The 16785-nt window shown below is 63.1% G+C and carries 14 protein-coding genes; 12 read left to right on the top strand and 2 right to left on the bottom strand.

The window, feature by feature from the left end; genetic code table 11:
• The first annotated feature begins 102 nt into the window (after positions 1-102).
• The 10 genes from ftsH (at position 103) to AC1RM7_RS11440 (ending at position 10928) form a co-directional block, all read left to right on the top strand.
• Positions 103-2019, top strand: coding sequence for an ATP-dependent zinc metalloprotease FtsH (ftsH, locus tag AC1RM7_RS11485; RefSeq protein ID WP_006022255.1), 1917 nt, complete (start codon positions 103-105; stop codon positions 2017-2019).
• A 157-nt stretch (positions 2020-2176) separates the two neighbouring features.
• Complete coding sequence (locus AC1RM7_RS11480) at positions 2177-2944, top strand: AzlC family ABC transporter permease (RefSeq protein WP_024919843.1); 768 nt, start codon at positions 2177-2179, stop codon at positions 2942-2944.
• The gene (locus tag AC1RM7_RS11475; protein WP_006022253.1) at positions 2941-3258 is read left to right on the top strand and encodes an AzlD family protein; all 318 of its coding nucleotides are present in this window, start codon (positions 2941-2943) and stop codon (positions 3256-3258) included. The genes AC1RM7_RS11480 and AC1RM7_RS11475 overlap by 4 nt, the downstream gene beginning before the upstream one ends.
• 152 nt (positions 3259-3410) lie before the next feature.
• Positions 3411-4103, top strand: a complete 693-nt coding sequence (locus tag AC1RM7_RS11470) for a TetR/AcrR family transcriptional regulator (RefSeq protein WP_006022252.1) — start codon at positions 3411-3413, stop codon at positions 4101-4103.
• 172 nt (positions 4104-4275) lie between these two features.
• Positions 4276-5769, top strand: a complete 1494-nt coding sequence (locus AC1RM7_RS11465; RefSeq protein WP_024919844.1) for an FAD-linked oxidase C-terminal domain-containing protein — start codon at positions 4276-4278, stop codon at positions 5767-5769.
• 69 nt (positions 5770-5838) lie between these two features.
• Positions 5839-7071 carry an FAD-binding protein gene (locus AC1RM7_RS11460; RefSeq protein WP_024919845.1) on the top strand — a complete coding sequence of 411 codons (1233 nt, stop codon included), beginning with the start codon at positions 5839-5841 and terminating at the stop codon, positions 7069-7071.
• Positions 7072-7087: 16 nt separating this feature from the next.
• The gene (gene glcF, locus AC1RM7_RS11455) at positions 7088-8455 is read left to right on the top strand and encodes a glycolate oxidase subunit GlcF (protein ID WP_492837771.1); all 1368 of its coding nucleotides are present in this window, start codon (positions 7088-7090) and stop codon (positions 8453-8455) included.
• 41 nt (positions 8456-8496) lie between these two features.
• A complete protein-coding gene (locus tag AC1RM7_RS11450; RefSeq protein ID WP_024574210.1) occupies positions 8497-8904 on the top strand; it encodes a hypothetical protein in 408 nt (135 codons plus the stop codon).
• Positions 8905-9301: 397 nt separating this feature from the next.
• A complete protein-coding gene (locus tag AC1RM7_RS11445; RefSeq protein WP_024919846.1) occupies positions 9302-10318 on the top strand; it encodes a TorF family putative porin in 1017 nt (338 codons plus the stop codon).
• A gap of 97 nt (positions 10319-10415) precedes the next feature.
• A complete protein-coding gene (locus AC1RM7_RS11440; protein ID WP_492837774.1) occupies positions 10416-10928 on the top strand; it encodes an HPP family protein in 513 nt (170 codons plus the stop codon).
• Here AC1RM7_RS11440 and AC1RM7_RS11435 read toward each other — a convergent pair.
• The gene (locus AC1RM7_RS11435; RefSeq protein ID WP_492837776.1) at positions 10925-12670 is read right to left on the bottom strand and encodes an ABC transporter ATP-binding protein/permease; all 1746 of its coding nucleotides are present in this window, start codon (positions 12668-12670) and stop codon (positions 10925-10927) included. The genes AC1RM7_RS11440 and AC1RM7_RS11435 overlap by 4 nt on opposite strands.
• 302 nt (positions 12671-12972) lie before the next feature.
• Between AC1RM7_RS11435 and AC1RM7_RS11430 the strand changes: the two genes are divergently transcribed.
• On the top strand, positions 12973-14637 hold the full coding sequence (locus tag AC1RM7_RS11430; protein ID WP_024919849.1) for an L-lactate permease: 1665 nt from the start codon (positions 12973-12975) through the stop codon (positions 14635-14637).
• Between the two features lie 167 nt (positions 14638-14804).
• Complete coding sequence (locus AC1RM7_RS11425; protein ID WP_024919850.1) at positions 14805-15203, top strand: META domain-containing protein; 399 nt, start codon at positions 14805-14807, stop codon at positions 15201-15203.
• Positions 15204-15210: 7 nt separating this feature from the next.
• On the opposite strand, the gene AC1RM7_RS11420 is transcribed toward AC1RM7_RS11425, so the two are convergent.
• Positions 15211-16755: a phytoene desaturase family protein gene (locus tag AC1RM7_RS11420; protein WP_024919851.1), complete on the bottom strand. Its 1545-nt coding sequence runs from the start codon at positions 16753-16755 to the stop codon at positions 15211-15213.
• Positions 16756-16785 lie beyond the last annotated feature (30 nt).

Here is a 16785-nt window from a genome sequence, read left to right as displayed (position 1 = left end):
TCCGGGGGCACCACACCTAGATTGTAATGCAATCCGCACCGAAAACGTGTTGAAGACCCAAGGACATCAGGCCGCGATCCATGCGGTCACGAAGGAAGCCCAATGAACGCCAATCTGCGCAATTTCGCCCTCTGGGTCATTATCGTCTTGCTGCTGTTGGCATTATTCACGTTGTTCCAGAATCCGGGGCAGCGGGCCGCCTCGCAGGACATTTCGTTCTCCCAGCTTCTGACCGAGGTTGACCAGAGCCGCGTCCGCGACGTGGTCATCCAGGGGCCGGACATCAACGGCACCTTCACCAACGGTTCGACCTTCCATACCTACGCGCCGAACGACCCGACGCTGATCAAGCGCCTCTACGACGGCAAGGTGTCGATCACCGCCAAGCCGCCGGGCGACAACGTGCCGTGGTTCGTGTCGCTGCTGGTGTCATGGCTGCCGTTCATCGCGCTGATCGGCGTGTGGATCTTCCTGTCGCGTCAGATGCAGGGCGGCGCCGGCAAGGCGATGGGCTTTGGCAAGTCGCGCGCGAAGATGCTGACCGAGGCCCATGGCCGCGTGACGTTTGAGGACGTCGCGGGCGTCGATGAAGCCAAGCAGGATCTGCAGGAGATCGTCGAGTTTCTGCGCGACCCGGGCAAGTTCCAGCGCCTCGGCGGACGTATTCCACGCGGCGTGCTGCTGGTCGGTCCTCCGGGTACCGGCAAGACGCTGATCGCGCGTGCGGTCGCCGGCGAAGCCAATGTGCCGTTCTTCACGATCTCGGGTTCTGACTTCGTCGAAATGTTCGTCGGCGTCGGCGCAAGCCGCGTGCGCGACATGTTCGAGCAGGCCAAGAAGAACGCGCCGTGCATCATCTTCATCGACGAAATCGACGCGGTCGGCCGTCATCGCGGCGCCGGCCTTGGCGGCGGCAATGACGAACGCGAGCAGACCCTCAACCAGTTGCTGGTCGAGATGGACGGCTTCGAGGCGAATGAGGGCGTGATCCTCATTGCTGCGACCAACCGTCCGGACGTGCTCGATCCCGCGCTGCTGCGTCCCGGCCGTTTCGACCGTCAGGTCGTGGTGCCGAATCCGGACGTTGTCGGCCGCGAGCAGATCCTCAAGGTCCATGTCCGCAAGGTGCCGCTGGCGCCGGACATCAACCTCAAGACCATCGCACGCGGCACACCGGGTTTCTCCGGCGCCGACCTGATGAACCTCGTCAACGAGGCCGCACTGACCGCCGCACGCCGTAACAAGCGCATGGTGACCCAGGCCGAGTTCGAAGAGGCCAAGGACAAGGTGATGATGGGCGCGGAGCGCAAGTCGCTGGTCATGACCGAGGAAGAGAAGCTGCTGACGGCCTATCACGAGGGCGGTCACGCCATCGTCGGCCTCAACGTCGTCGCGACCGATCCGATCCACAAGGCGACCATCATTCCGCGCGGCCGTGCGCTGGGCATGGTCATGCAACTGCCTGAGCGCGACAAGCTGTCGATGTCGCTCGAGCAGATGACCTCGCGTCTTGCCATCATGATGGGTGGACGCGTGGCGGAAGAACTGATCTTCGGCAAGGAGAAGGTCACCTCCGGTGCATCGTCCGACATCGAGCAGGCCACGCGGCTTGCCCGCATGATGGTCACGCGCTGGGGTCTGTCGGAAGAACTCGGCACGGTGTCCTACGGCGAGAACCAGGACGAGGTATTCCTCGGCATGTCGGTGTCACGCACGCAGAACGCCTCCGAGGCAACCGTGCAGAAGATCGACAAGGAAATCCGCCGCTTCGTCGAAGAGGGCTACAAGGAAGCGACGCGCATTCTCACCGAGAAGCGCGCCGACCTCGAAACCCTGGCGAAGGGCCTGCTCGAGTTCGAGACTCTGTCGGGCGACGAAATCACCGATCTGTTGGCCGGCAAGAAGCCGAACCGCGAATCGGTGCTGGAGCCGACCGGCCCGCGCACCTCGGCGGTGCCGCCCGCCGGCAAGCCGCGTCCGCGTCCGGACGCCGGTCTCGAGCCGCAGCCGCAGGCGTAAGCGCCCGCCATATCGAATTGAAAAGGCCGGTCTTTGGACCGGCCTTTTTGTTTGCACGCAGATGATCTGTTGGAAACGAGGGGCAGGCCCGCACGCGCATGGCTTGACGCGTATTCACATCCGCCGCACGCAAGAGCGCGTTCACGCAGATGCAAAGATGACTACGCCTGCTACATCCCACCCGGATCATTTCCACGCGCCGGCCTACTGGTCGCGCAAAGGCATCGCGCCGGGAATCTATGCCATTTCGCCGATGCTGCCCGGCACGCTGGCCTTCGGCATGGCGTTCGGCGCGCTCTGCGCGCAGAAGAATTTCACCCTCACCGAAGTGCAGGTGATGATGGCTTTCGTTTACGGCGGGCTGTCGCAGTTCGTCGCGGTCTCATCCTGGCCCGATACGCTGACGGTGTCTTCGATCGCGACGCTGGCGCTGCTGACGGCGACCGTGAACATCCGTTTCTCGCTGATGAGCGCCAGCCTGCGCCCATGGTTCGGCACGCTGCCGTGGTGGCAGTCGTATCCGTCGATGCTGCTGGTGACCGACGGCGGCTGGCTCGCCGCCACGCGCTACCGCAATCATGGCGGCGCCGATGCATCGTTCTTCGTCGGCGGGGGCATCGTGCTTTACGTCCTCTGGTTCGTCTCATCGTTGCCGGGATATCTGCTCGCCGGGCAATTGAGCGATCCGAAGAAGTACGGCGTCGATCTGGTGGTGCCGGCGTTCTATGCGGCGATGCTGGTGCCGGCCTGGAAAGGCCCGCGCCGGGCGATCCCGTGGGCCGTGGCGGGTGCTGTGGCGCTCAGCGTTCACTGGCTGGTGCCGGGCTGGTGGTTCATCATTGCCGGCGCGCTGTCCGGTGCGATCAGCGCCGGGTTGATGGAGGATCCGCCAGTTGAGGCCGCAGGGCCCACAGGTGCGGCATGAGCGAGTTCATGCGCTCCGATGTGATGATCGCCTTCGCGGTGATGACGGCGGTGACGGTCGCTTCGCGTCTCGGTGGCTACTGGCTGATGGGCTACGTCACCATCACCCCGCGCGTGCGGCGGATGCTGGATGCGCTGCCGGGTTCGATCATCGTTGCCGCGTCCCTTCCGGTTGCCGTCAATGGCGGCGCCGTCGTGCTGTTCGCCATCGGTGCGGCGATCGCGATCACCATTATCCGGCGCAATGAGTTCGTCGCCGTCATCACCGGCATGGCCGTGGCGGCACTGGCGCGCGCGCTCGGATTCAGCGGCTGATTTGGGAAAAAGCCGGGCCGGATTTCGCAGGCAATCGCACCGAAACCGAAGTATCTTTTTGCTGCACTGCGAATTTGAATCGCGACTCATCGAAATGCTTGTCTCCGCTTTTGAACTGGTGTTCACTTCTTTTTGGGAGACGAACGCCATCAATGGTTTACAGGCGAACTCATCAGGTCGTTAAACGCCTTGCGGCACGCCGCAACGCCATCCTTGCGGCAGCCCGCGATGCGGCTGCTGAAGGCGGAATGGCTGCGGTTCAGATCGCGCCGGTCGCTACCCGGGCCAATGTCGCCGCGGGCACGGTCTATCGCTACTTTCCCTCGAAAGCCGACCTGATCTCCGAACTGATCGCGGATGTTTCGCGGGCGGAGCTCACCGCGATTCGGCGCGCCGCCGATGCCGCACCCGGGCCGTCGTCGGCGCTTGCCGCGGCTGTCACCACCATCGCCGTGCATGTCGTGTCGAATCGCAAGCTCGCCTGGGGCATTCTCGCCGAGCCGGTCGATGTCGATGTCACCGAATCCCGCATCGCCAGCCGCCGCGAGATTGCCGCCGAATTGGAAACGCGCATCGAGGCTGCGGTCCGGGCAGGGCACCTTCCGGCGCAGGACATTTCGCTGGCCGCGACGGCCCTGATCGGGGCGCTCCACGAATCGCTGGTGGGCCCGCTGGCGCCTGACGATATCGACGATCCGGTGAAGCTGCGCGACTCGGTGCAGGCGATCACGCTGTTCGCGCTGCGGGCTGTCGGTGTGCTCGATGCCCGCGCCCGCGGCCTCGTGGTGCAGGCGGTGATGCCGGTAATGCCTGTGCGGCGGGAGCTGGGTGCTCTGGTCGGATAGACGCCGCCCGGTCCATCCTCACGTTTTCTCGAACCCGAATGTCTCCAGGCATGTGAAATGCGGCGAACTCAGATTCGCTATTCCGGTTTGGAACTGTTCAAATAGTGCAAGACATGCTGATATATCAGAACAGCAAGGCGTGATACGACGCGCCGTTTTTTGGAGTGCGCGTATGTCCATCATGATGCCTGACGCCGATCAGGCAGTGCTCGCCCGCCGTGACGAGATCGTCGCAGCCCTGCAAAAGATCGTGCCGGGTGAAGGCGTGATTTCGAGCGCACGGGAAATGCAGCCTTATGAGTCCGATGCGCTGACGGCCTATCGCCAGCCGCCGATGGTCGTGGTGCTGCCCGATACCACCGAGCAGGTCTCGCAGGTCCTGAAATACTGCCATGACAACGGCATCAAGGTCGTGCCGCGCGGCTCGGGGACGTCGCTGTCCGGCGGCTCGCTGCCGCTGGCGGACGGCGTGCTGCTCGGGCTCGGCAAGTTCAAGCGGGTGCGCGAGATCGATTTCGAGAACCGCGTGGCGGTGGTCGAGCCGGGCGTGACCAATCTCGCCATCAGCCAGGCTGTCGCGCACGAGGGATTTTACTATGCGCCCGACCCGTCGTCGCAGATCGCCTGCTCGATCGGCGGCAACATCGCGGAAAACTCCGGCGGCGTTCACAGCCTGAAATACGGCATGACCACCAACAACGTGCTGGGCTGCGAATTCGTCCTGATCACCGGCGAAATCCTGCGGATCGGCGGCAAGGCGCCGGAGACCGACGGCTACGACGTGATGGGAGTTATCACGGGCTCTGAAGGGCTGCTCGGCGTCGTCACCGAAGTCACGGTGCGCATCCTGCAAAAGCCAGAGACCGCGCGGGCGCTGATGGTCGGCTTCGCGGAGATCGAGGCCGCCGGGCAATGTGTCGCCAACATCATCGGCGCGGGAATCATACCGGGCGGCATGGAAATGATGGACAAGAACGCCATCGTCGCCGCGGAAGCCTTCGTGCACGCGGGCTATCCCCTCGATGTCGAGGCGCTCCTGATCATCGAACTCGACGGGCCGAAAGCTGAGGTGGATGAACTGATCGAGCGTGTGGAAAAGATCGCGCGCGGATGCGGGTCGACCACCTTGCAGATATCGAATTCCGAGCAGGAACGGCTGCTGTTCTGGTCCGGGCGCAAGGCGGCGTTTCCGGCGGTCGGGCGGTTGTCGCCGGATTATCTGTGCATGGACGGCACAATCCCGCGCGGCAAGCTGCCGGAAGCACTGGCCGGGATTCGCGACCTGTCCGAAAAGTACGGACTGCGCGTCGCCAACGTGTTCCACGCCGGCGACGGCAACCTGCATCCGCTCATTCTCTACGATGCCAATATCGCCGAGGAGATGGACAAGGCAGAAGCCTTCGGCGCCGACATCCTGCGGCTTTGCGTCAAGCTCGGCGGCGTGCTGACCGGCGAACACGGTGTCGGTGTCGAGAAGCGCGACCTGATGCCCGAGATGTTCAGCGATATCGATCTGGCGCAGCAGCAGCGGCTCAAATGTGCGTTCGATACCCAGGGGCTGCTCAACCCCGGCAAGGTGTTTCCGACCCTGCATCGCTGCGCCGAACTCGGGCGTGTTCACGTCCATGGCGGCAAGCTCGCCTTCCCTGATATTCCGCGATTTTAAACCCATGACCCAGGATCGAGAGAACCGCTCGCCGGGTCAGCTTCGCATGCAAACGAGACAGGACAGGGCGTGGATACGTTGAAGGTACGCGATGCCGGTGATGTGGAGCAGGCGGTGCGCGATGCGCTCGCCGCCGAACAGCCGCTTGAGATCGTCGGGCACGGCAGCAAGCGTGCCATTGGACTGCCGATGGCCACCAATGCGGTGCTCGATCTGTCCGCACTGAACGCGGTGACGTCCTACGAGCCGAATGAGCTGATCGTCACCGTGCAGGCCGGGGCACCGATGGCCGATCTGCTGTCGCTGATCGATTCCAAGAACCAGCAATTCGCATTCGACCCGATGGATACCTCGGTGCTGCTGGGTACGCCGCGCGGGGCAGGGACGGTCGGCGGCATGATCGCGGCCGGACTTGCGGGCCCCCGCCGCATCAAGGCCGGCGGCGTGCGCGACCATCTGCTGGGCGCAAACGCGGTCTCCGGCTTCGGGGATTCGTTCAAGACCGGCGGCAAGGTGGTGAAGAACGTCACCGGCTACGATCTCTGCAAGCTGCTCGCGGGATCGTGGGGCACCCTCTCGGTGATGACCGAGGTGACGCTCAAGGTGATGCCGAAAGCAGAAGCCGAGCGGACTCTGGTGCTGCGCGGCCTCGACGACGCCGTAGCGAACCGGGCCATGACCGCAGCGCTCGGATCGCCCTATGACGTGTCCGGTGTGGCGCACCTTCCGTTGTCGGTCTTCCGGGATACGGGGGGCGGGCTCGCCGGTCTTGGATCATCGCAGCAGGCGGTGACGCTGATCCGTCTCGAAGGCATCGGGGCCTCGGTGCCTCATCGCGCGGGCTCGGTGAGCAAGGCGCTCGCGTCGTTCGGGACCGCCGAGATGATCGAGGACGACGCTTCCGCGGCGGTCTGGGCATCGCTCCGCGACGTCGCGCCTTTCGCGGCATCGGGATCGCTGGGCGCGTGGCCGGTCTGGCGCATCGTCTGTCCGCCGGCTTCCGGCGGCGCATTCGGTCAGGCGCTGGCGCGCGAGACCGGCGGCGACGTGATCTACGACTGGGGCGGAGGGCTGATCTGGGCGGCGCTGCCGCCTGTGGCCGATGCCCATGCGGCGCTGCTTCGGCAGCGGCTGAAGCCGGTCGGCGGCCACGCCACGCTCATTCGCGCCACCGACGAGGTCCGCAATACGGTCGATGTCTTTCATCCGCAGGACGCCGGCGTCGCTGCGCTCGGCCGTCGCGTCAAGACGAGCTTCGATCCGAAAAACATTCTCAATCGTGGCCGGATGGTGCGCACATGATCCGGAACGGCAACCCATGAAGACCGAATTTTCCCTCGCCCAACTCGCCGATCCCGACATCCGGGAAGCAGACAAGATCCTGCGTGCCTGTGTCCATTGCGGATTCTGCACCGCGACCTGTCCGACCTACGTCCTGCTGGGCGACGAACTCGATAGCCCGCGCGGCCGGATCTATCTGATCAAGGACATGCTGGAGAACGACCGCAAGCCGACGCAGGAGGTGGTCAAGCACATCGATCGCTGCCTGTCGTGCCTCGCCTGCATGACCACCTGCCCGTCGGGGGTGAACTATATGCACCTCGTCGATCAGGCGCGGGTCAAGGTCGAGGAAGAGTATGCGCGGCCGCTGCCGGAGCGGTTTCTGCGCGGCGTCCTCGCTTATGTTCTTCCTCGCCCCGGCCTGTTCCGGGTGAGCATGATGGCGGCGCAGCTCGCCCGACCGTTTGCAGCCTTGCTGCCGGCCTCGCCTGCGGGCCGGACGACGCCGACGTTCTTCGGCCGTCTTCGCGCCATGCTCGCGCTTGCACCGGCACGCCTGCCTGCGGCCGGGCCATCCGGTGGCACGGTCTTCCCCGCCGAGGGTCAAAGGCGCGGCCGCGTTGCGCTGCTGCAGGGCTGTGCCCAGCAGGTTCTGTCTCCCGGCATCAACCAGGCGGCGATCCGGATGCTGACCCGCCAGGGCATCGAGGTGGTGCTGGTGGCCGATGAGCAGTGCTGCGGCTCTCTCACTCATCACATGGGCCACGATGGCGATACGCTGAAACGCGCACGCGCGAACATCGAGGTGTGGACAAATGAGATCGACAGGAACGGTCTCGACGCCATCCTCGTGACCACGTCGGGATGCGGCACGACCATCAAGGACTATGGCTACATGCTGCGAGAAGACCGCGTGTTTGCAGCAAAAGCCGCACGTATTTCAGCCCTTGCGAAGGACATCACCGAGTACCTTGCAGGTCTCGACATCGCGTGGCCGCAAGGCAAAAACGATCTCGTCGTCGCGTATCACTCCGCATGTTCGTTGCAGCACGGACAGAAAATCACGCAGCTTCCGAAAGAATTGCTTTCCAAGAGCGGATTCGTGGTGAAAGATGTGCCGGAGAGTCATCTGTGTTGCGGTTCGGCGGGAACGTACAACATCCTCCAGCCCGACATTGCGAAGCGACTGCGCGAACGAAAGATCGCCAACATCGCATCGACGAAGCCGGACGTTGTCTCTGCCGGCAACATCGGCTGCATGGTGCAGATCGGCTCTGTGGAAAGTACCGATGGAACGTCAGTCCCTGTGGTGCATACGATTGAGCTGCTCGACTGGGCGACAGGCGGTCCTCGACCGGATTTATTGACGAGATCAATGAAGGGCCCCCGCGTTGGGAGTGCCTGAACGCCGGCTGAGATGCGGCCGGCGGAAACAGGAGGACCACAATGGCTAAAGGTAAGAAGAAGAAATCCAAGGGTAAGAAAGCTAAAAAGCTGATGGCGGCCAAGAAGACCGCCAAGAAGGCTGCAAAGAAATCGGCAAAGAAGGCCGCGAAGAAATCCGCCAGGAAGTCGGCGAAGAAAGCTGTGAAGAAGTCCGCCAAGAAGGCGGCCAAAAAATCCGCAAAGAAATCCGCCAAGAAGTCGGCGAAAAAATCCTCCGCCAAAAAGGCCGCTGCGCCGAAGAAGGCCGCTCCTAAGAAGGCTGCGAAGAAGCGCGCTCCGAAGCCCGCTGCTGCTCCGGCCGCCGAGCCGGCTCCGGCGTCCGAATCGAGCTGGTCCAGCCCGGCTCCGGCTTCGACCCCCAGCTGGTCATCGGGCTTCGGCTCCGGCAGCGACGACAGCAACAACTGAGATCAGGGCACGCTTCGGCGGGTTTGCTGGTGCCTTTCGGAAAAGCCGCAGCGGTTTCGCTGCGGCTTTTTTCGTGCGCTCAGGGGCGCGAATCGGAGCCGGGTCCAGAAGGGCCCTGTGGGGATATCGAGGGAGAACCGGGCGGAAATGCCGGGAACTCTCGGCTGGATGGGCGAATTCGGGCTGAAATTTGTTGTCGGAATGCAACACTGCGGCAGAACATCATCCTGAAGCCCTGAAACGCCTAAAAAGGCGGCAGTTGCTTGGGTTTTTTGCTTCACGCAAATGGCATTGCCCATCACATTGATGCCACGAAACGAATTCGCGCAGTCGATTAACGCTTGTCTCTCGGACCTTCGGCAATCGGACTGAATTGTAAACGATGATGGGGATCGTCATGAAGAAAGTAAGTTTGTCGATCGCAGCAGTTACGGTCGCTGCGATGGGTCTGGGTTCGGCGTCGGCTGCCGATCTGGGCAAGGTCTACAAGAAGGCGCCGCCGGTTGAGGTCGTGTCACCCTGGGACGTCGCCTTCGGCGCAGCGGTCATGAGCAACTACGTGTTCCGCGGTATCACCCAGTCGAACAAGAACGCTTCGGTCGCCGCCTACTTCGAGCCGCGCTACAACATCAACCCGAACCTGCAGCTTTACGCCGGTGTCGCCGGTGAGAGCATTTCCTTCACCAACCGCGCTGCCGCTGAAATCGACGTGTACGGCGGTATCCGCCCGACGTTCGGCGCGTTTGCCTTCGACTTCGGTGTCTGGGGCTACCTGTATCCAGGCGGACAGTGCACGGAGAGCTTCGGTGGTCCAGGCGGTGCGGCTGTTTGCCCTCCCGGCTCAAACGTCGTTACGCCAAGCTTCAACGGTATGAAGAAGGACGTCAGCTTCTACGAAGTCTACGGCAAGGTGAACTACACCTTTAACGACTACTTCGCGATGGGCGGCAACGTCTACTACACGCCGAGCTTCCTGAATTCGGGTGCAGACGGCACCTACGCCTCGATCACCGCCAAGCTCACCGCGCCGAGCACCCTGTTCGGCACCACGGGCATCGGCGCCTATGTGTCGGGTGAATTCGGCCGCCAGTGGCTCGGTACTTCTGACGCGTTCTACGGCACCAACGTGGTTGCCCCCGGCTTCGCCGGTCCGTTCCCGAACGGCATCAAGTACGATGACTACAACACCTGGAACGTCGGCATCGGCTTCACCTACAAGGTGTTCACCCTCGACCTCCGCTACTCGGGCACCGACCTGTCGAAGGCTGGCTGTAACGCTTTCACCAGCGACTACACCGCCCAGCAGACCGGTTCGTTCAGCGCGATCAACCCGGGTGGTTTCGGCTCCAAGTGGTGCGGCGACCAGTTCATCGCCAAGCTCTCGGCTGACGTGACCCTTGGCGCCCTGAAGTAATTGGCGCTCTGAAGTAATCTCCTTCATCTGAAGGACCTAAGGGCGGCAGAGAAATCTGCCGCCCTTTTCTTTTTGTTCGGTGATGAGCAGGTGGGTCGTGAGCAGGAGTTGGCGAGACAGATCGTGCGGATTTCTCGATGAAGCGGGACAGCGCAGACTGAGAGCTGGAGTTATCGCGGGCCTCGGCTCCGCGCTGGCGATCGGCGTCATGGAATTCCTGTCGGCGAGGCTGAGTTATCCGCTGGCCGTCATTCCGTTCGCGACATCGATCGCGCTTGTGATCGGTTCACCGGATGCTGTGCCGGCGCAGCCCCGCGCATTGATCGGAGGTCATCTGGTGGCGACCCTGGTCGGGCTGATGGTGGTGCATGCGATGGGTCCCCAGCCATGGGCGGCAGCCCTTGCGGTCGGTCTCGCTGTCCTGGCGATGTTCCTCACCGGCACGTTTCATCCGCCGGCCGGGATCAATCCGCTGCTTGTGGTGTCGCTCAATTTGCCGTGGACATTCATCGTTGCCCCGGTTCTCGCCGGAGCATTGCTGCTCGCGGCGTTCGCATGCGTCTGGCATCGCTGGGTCCGGCGCCAGCAGTGGCCGGAGCGTTGGTTCTAAACGGTCGCGACCCGCTCGCCTTCACCGAGCGTGAACTGCTGCCCGGAACGGACCAGTGACACCTCGCGCTGGTGGAAAGCCTCCAGCGTCTTGCGATGTCCGATCGATATGATCGTGGTTTGCGGCAGCTTTTCCACGATCAGCCGATAAAGCTGCTCTTCGGACGGCTCATCCAGCGATGCCGTGGCTTCATCGAGGAACAGATATTGCGGCATGTGCAGAAGCGCGCGTGCGATGCCGAGCCGCTGCTGTTCGCCGAGCGACAGCGTCCTGTTCCAGTGTCCTTCCTCGTCAAGCCACGTGGCGAGATCAGGAAGCCCGACGAGTTTCAGAACATCGGCCAGTTGTGCCGTGCTGTAGGTATTGTCCGGGGAGGGATAGGTGATCGCCGACGCCAGCGAGCCGACCGGGAAATAAGGCCGCTGCGGCAGCATCATCAGTGACGCGCCCTTCGGGATCGAGATCGCGCCCTTGCCGAACGGCCAGATCCCCGCGATGGCGCGGAACAGCGTCGATTTTCCGGAGCCGGAGGGGCCGGTGACCAGCGTGCGCTCACCGCTTTTCAGCCTGAAGCCGGAGGCCTGCACCAGCGGCTTGCCGTTCGGCAAAGTGAGCAGCAGGTGGTCGAGGGCAATGACGTCTGCGCCCTGTGCGGCGACAGGCTGAATCGAGTTGGGGTTCACCGCGAGCGCCTTCGCTGCGTCGATCCCGGCCTCGAAGCCATTGAGGCGGGCGACCACGGCCTGCCACTCAGCCAGCGAACGATAGGTCGAAATGAAGAACGACAACGCGCCCTGCACACTGCCGAAGGCGGATGCGGTCTGCATCATGCCGCCGAGCTGCATCTTGCCCGCGAAGTATGCCGGCGCGACCAGGATGTAAGGAAAGATCACCGAGGCCTGAGAATAGCTCGCGGTGAATGCCGTCACCTTCTTGGTGCGGCTCATGATCCCGAGCCAGTTCTCGACCACCGCGCCGAACCGCGTCAGCAGGCGCTGGCGCTCGGCGGCATCGCCATCGAGCAGGGCGATCTGTTCGGAATTCTCGCGGACGCGCACGAGATTGAAACGGAAATCCGCCTCGTATTTCTGCTGCCTGAAATCCAGTCCGACCAGCGGCCAGCCGATCAGGTGGGTCAGCCACGTGCCGAGGGCAGCGTAGATCAGTGCGCCCCAGACCATGTAGCCCGGAATGTCGATGTCCCTGCCGAACAGGTGCAGCGGCGCTGCGCTCGACAAGGTCCATAGGATGACCACGAACGACGCCAGCGTGACCACCGAGTTCAACAGCCCGATGCCGATGTTCAAAGTGCGGTCGACGAACAGCTTGACGTCATCGGTAAGGCGCTGGTCGGGGTTGTCGGCGGCGTCCCCCTGAAGCTGCATCCGGTAATGGTTGGCGTCGCTGAGCCATTCGCCCAGGTAGCGTTCGGTCATCCATTTGCGCCAGCGGATCTGCAGCCACTGATTGAGGTAGAGCTGGTACACCGCGATGATGATGAAGATCGTGACGATCACCGTGAAGTAGATGATCTCGGAGACGAAGCTGTCCCAGTTGCGCTCCTGGAGCGCGTTGTAGAAACGGTTGTTCCACGAGTTCAGCAGGACGTTGATGCCGACGGTCGCGAGTTCGATCACGATCACCGCGGTCAGCAGGGCGATGCCCGCCCATTTGTCGTCGGAGCGGAAGTAGGGTGCTGCAATCCGCCACACCGTCTTGAGGGTCGAGCCGATCCCATTCACAGATTTTTTCTCCTGAGGTGGGCGGCAAGGCCCTGAAAGGTATTGGGAATTTTCAAACACTAGACGAAAGTCGCAAAATCCCCTTCCTGCGACATCTTGTCCATTGTGCGGCAATCACTCTAGCATGCCGCGGACGGCGAAAGGGCTGGGGAGCCCGTTTCATTTGGCATTGTGAGCGTTTTGGGGCCTCGGCCCGCGCTCACGGTTTTCATCACATGGTTGTGCTCTCCGGCATGCAGACGCGTTGACCAACCACGCTCTGGTCAGGCGTCGCCAACAATAACGTGGGGGAGGAAACTGTAATGTGGAATCAAATCTATAATCCGCTGGGGAATGCCGCGCTGTCGACGATCGCGGCCGCCATCCCCGTTGTCACGCTTCTGGTGCTGATCGCCAGCGGCAAGGTCAAGGCGCATATCGCTGCGATCATCGCGCTGATCGTCGCCAACATCATCACGATTGTCATTTTCACCATGCCGGCCGGCATGTCGATCCGTGCGTCATTGCTCGGCGTCGTCGTCGGATTCTTCCCGATCGGCTGGATCGTACTCAACGTCATCTTTCTCTACCGGATCACGGTCGAGACCGGTCGTTTCGAACTGTTGCAGCGGGCAATCGGCGGCGTCACCACCGACCGGCGCATTCAGTTGCTGCTGATCGCTTTCTCGTTCGGCGCCTTCTTTGAAGGCGCATCCGGCTTCGGCACACCGGTGGCGATCACCGGCGCGGTCCTGATCGGTCTCGGCTTCTCGCCGCTGGCCGCTTCGGGTCTGTCCCTGATCGCCAACACCGCGCCGGTCGCTTACGGCGCGCTCGGCACACCGATCCAGGGCCTCGCGTCGGTGACTGGCTTCGATCCCTATGTCCTTGGTGCGATGGTCGGACGGCAGTTGCCGTTCTTCTCGCTGCTGGTGCCGTTCTGGGTGATCTGGGCCTTCGCCGGATGGCGCGGCATGATGCAGGTGTGGCCGGCCATTCTGGTCACCGCGGTCTCGTTCGCGATTCCGCAGTTCGTGATCTCGAACTACATCAATCCATGGATCGTCGATATCGGCGCGTCGCTGATCTCGATGGGCGCGCTGATCCTGTTCCTGAAGGTCTGGCAGCCGAAAGTGCTGTGGACGTCGCCGGCACTTCGCGGCAACGACGATTCGGCCGCGACCATGGCGCCGACCAAGCCGCTGGATACCACGCCGCTGACGCAGTCCCAGCTCTGGAGTGCGATGCTGCCGTGGATCATCGTCTGCATCGTGATGCTGATCTGGGGCAACGGGGCGTTCAAAACCTGGGCGAACTCGATCTTCACCTGGAACTATCCCGTTCCCGATCTGCACAACATGATCAACAAGGTGCCGCCGGTGGCTGCGAAGCCGACGCCGGAAGGTGCCGTGTTCTCGTTCACCTATCTGTCGTTCACCGGAACGGGCATGCTGATTGCGGCGATCGTCTCCGGCATCCTGATGGGCTTCTCACCTGCCAAGCTGATCGGCGAATACGGCCGTACCATCAAGGTCTGCGCGATCTCGCTGATCACGATCTCGGCGATGCTGGCGATCGGCACGTTGACGCGCCTGTCGGGCGTTGATGCGACGCTCGGTCTGGCGTTCGCTGCGACCGGCGTGCTGTATCCGTTCTTCGGTACATTGCTGGGCTGGCTGGGTGTGGCACTGACCGGTTCCGACACCGCCTCGAACGTGCTGTTCGGCAACCTGCAGAAGATCACATCGGAACAGCTCGGCCTGTCGCCGATCCTGATGGCTGCGGCGAACTCGTCCGGCGGCGTGATGGGCAAGATGATCGACGCCCAGTCCATCGTTGTGGCTTCCACCGCGACCAACTGGTACGGCCACGAAGGATCGATCCTGCGTTACGTGTTCTGGCACTCGATCGTGCTGGCGTGTCTCGTTGGCGTCCTTGTGACCTTGCAGGCCTACGTCTATCCGTTCACGGCGATGGTATTGAAGTAAACCATCGCTGCCGTAACGCGCGAAAGCATCCCCGCGGCGCAAGCCGCGGGGATTTTCTTTGGCTTTTCCGTCCGCGTTCTGCGCGTCAATTTGAGCAGCGCGCACACTGGAAAAAGCAGTCCTGAACGTCTAGAACCGCGCGCGGTTTGAAACTCGTGAGGTCATCCATGACGGTTCTGCGACACGCTCTCGCCGGTCTTGTTCTTGTTGTCGGCATTGTCGGTCAGGCTCATGCGGCGAGCGAGTTTCCGTTCGGAGCGGAAATGACTCTCGAGGCGCGTCCCCAGCCGGGATCGAAGAAAATTCCGACGCTTGAGATCGGCGACAACGGCGAGGCGCAGCTCGATCTGTGGTGCAAATCCGGCAAGGGGCAGTTCTCGGTGGCGAACGACACCGTCATCTTCGTGCCGGGGACGATGGAAGACCGCGGCTGCACGCCGGAGCGTGCGCAGCTTGATGATGCATTGATCAATGCGCTTGGCGCCGCCGCCACGTGGAAACGGCAGGGCGATTTCGTCTCGTTCATCGGAGCCGCGACACTGCGATTCCGTATCAGCACGAACTGAGCGCGCTCTAGCTCTCGCGCAGGATCATGTCGGCGCAGGCGCCGGCAGACTGGATCACGCCGGTATAGCCGCCGAATCCAGCATAGGCCGAGGCCAGATACAGTCCCGGCACTGGCGTGGCGGGTGTTTGCCGCAAGGCGCTGGACAGCGAGCGCGGCGTCAGCGGTGCGAATCCATAGACGGCGCCCTGCGGCGCGCCGAGATACTGCTGCACCGACAGTGCAGTGTTGAACGTCGACGCAATGGTCGCTTGCGTCAGTCCGGGATAATGCTCCTCGAGATAGGCCACGATCGCATCCTGCCAGCGCGCGCGCTTGGCGCGGTAGCTGTCCTGATCGCCGCCGGTCCAGTTCGACAGCCGGTCGGGGCCGACGATGGACAGAACGTAGGGCGGCGCCGGCACGCCTGACTCGATCGCGGCGTAGTCGGCGATGGCGAGCGGCGGCATCCGCTCAAGAGGCTCGTCCGCCATCAGCGCGGTCGCCTGCGCATAATCGTTCAGGCTGGTCATCCAGCCGGGCAGCAACTGGGTCGAATAGCTGCTGACACCGACCTCGCGCGGCGGCTTTGACAGGCCGAGCGTGAGCATGAACAGCGAGATCGACCGCTGGCGATCGCCATAGGCTGCGGTGAGCTTCGCGCCGCTGGCTTCGGGCAGCAATCCGGCCAGCGTTTCGGGCGCAGCGTTGCCGACGACACGTGTGGTCTCCACGGTCTGCGGATCGCTGCCGTCCCTGGCTGTGTGGGTGACGCTCACGATACGGCCATGGGCATCGACACCGATGCTGCTGGCGGTCCGCCGCAGGATCGCATCACTGCCCGCCGCCTTGATGGCGCGCGCCAGCGCGCTGGAGAGGCGCTGCGATCCACCCTGCACATAGCGCCCGCCGCTGAGCAGGTAGCTGCCCTGTGCGGCGGCGAAGAACAACCACCAGGTCGTGGCCGGATCGTCGTGGTAGTAGGACAGGTTGGCGGCGACCGCCGCCTTGATCGCTTCGTTGGCTCCGAAGACGCGGTCAAGTTTCTGCGACAGTGACAGATTCCAGTCCCGGATCGAGGGCAGCAGGTTTCGCAATGCGCCGAATGTCTGCGATGGCGATTTGAATGCGCCGGCACCGCGCGACAGCATGCTCGCTGCGGATGCGATCTGCTCCATTTCGCCGAGCAGGCGGTCGATGCCGCCCTGGGCCTCGGGAAACCGCTCGACCAGTGCACGCCGGGCGGCATCGAAATTGTCGGGCAGGGTCAGCGGCGCACCGACCGGTCCGCCGCGCGCCTCATAGAACGTGCCTGATGGAATCCATGTCACGGCATCGAGCACGCCTGCGCGCGTCAATGGATCGTGCTTGGGGTCGCGCGGATCGTGCGGATCGCTGGTCTCGTGCAATGAGCCTTCGACAAACAGGTCGCCGACCTTGTAGCTGGAGGCAGCGCCGCCGACGGAATTGCTGCGCTCGATCACGAGGACCTTGCGGCCCGCGCGCGCAAGGATCGCGCCGGTGGTCAGGCCGCCGAGGCCTGCGCCAATGATGACGGCGTCGTAGCGCGCCATGCGCTATCGAATCCTGTGACCGGCGGGACT

It is taken from the genome of Afipia sp. GW822-FHT03D08 (genome assembly GCF_058801645.1).
The sequence above is the reverse complement of the archived record's forward strand: the minus strand, read 5'-3'. Positions and strand labels throughout refer to the sequence as shown.

What these genes read in the sequence shown, in the direction of transcription:
- AC1RM7_RS11420 (WP_024919851.1), bottom strand. Translation starts at nt 16,755, where the DNA reads ATGGCGCGCTACGACGCCGTCATCATTGGCGCAGGCCTCGGCGGCCTG.
- AC1RM7_RS11450 (WP_024574210.1), top strand. Translation starts at nt 8,497, where the DNA reads ATGGCTAAAGGTAAGAAGAAGAAATCCAAGGGTAAGAAAGCTAAAAAG.
- AC1RM7_RS11430 (WP_024919849.1), top strand. Translation starts at nt 12,973, where the DNA reads ATGTGGAATCAAATCTATAATCCGCTGGGGAATGCCGCGCTGTCGACG.
- ftsH (WP_006022255.1), top strand. Translation starts at nt 103, where the DNA reads ATGAACGCCAATCTGCGCAATTTCGCCCTCTGGGTCATTATCGTCTTG.
- AC1RM7_RS11470 (WP_006022252.1), top strand. Translation starts at nt 3,411, where the DNA reads ATGGTTTACAGGCGAACTCATCAGGTCGTTAAACGCCTTGCGGCACGC.
- AC1RM7_RS11475 (WP_006022253.1), top strand. Translation starts at nt 2,941, where the DNA reads ATGAGCGAGTTCATGCGCTCCGATGTGATGATCGCCTTCGCGGTGATG.
- glcF (WP_492837771.1), top strand. Translation starts at nt 7,088, where the DNA reads ATGAAGACCGAATTTTCCCTCGCCCAACTCGCCGATCCCGACATCCGG.
- AC1RM7_RS11480 (WP_024919843.1), top strand. Translation starts at nt 2,177, where the DNA reads ATGACTACGCCTGCTACATCCCACCCGGATCATTTCCACGCGCCGGCC.
- AC1RM7_RS11425 (WP_024919850.1), top strand. Translation starts at nt 14,805, where the DNA reads ATGACGGTTCTGCGACACGCTCTCGCCGGTCTTGTTCTTGTTGTCGGC.
- AC1RM7_RS11445 (WP_024919846.1), top strand. Translation starts at nt 9,302, where the DNA reads ATGAAGAAAGTAAGTTTGTCGATCGCAGCAGTTACGGTCGCTGCGATG.
- AC1RM7_RS11465 (WP_024919844.1), top strand. Translation starts at nt 4,276, where the DNA reads ATGTCCATCATGATGCCTGACGCCGATCAGGCAGTGCTCGCCCGCCGT.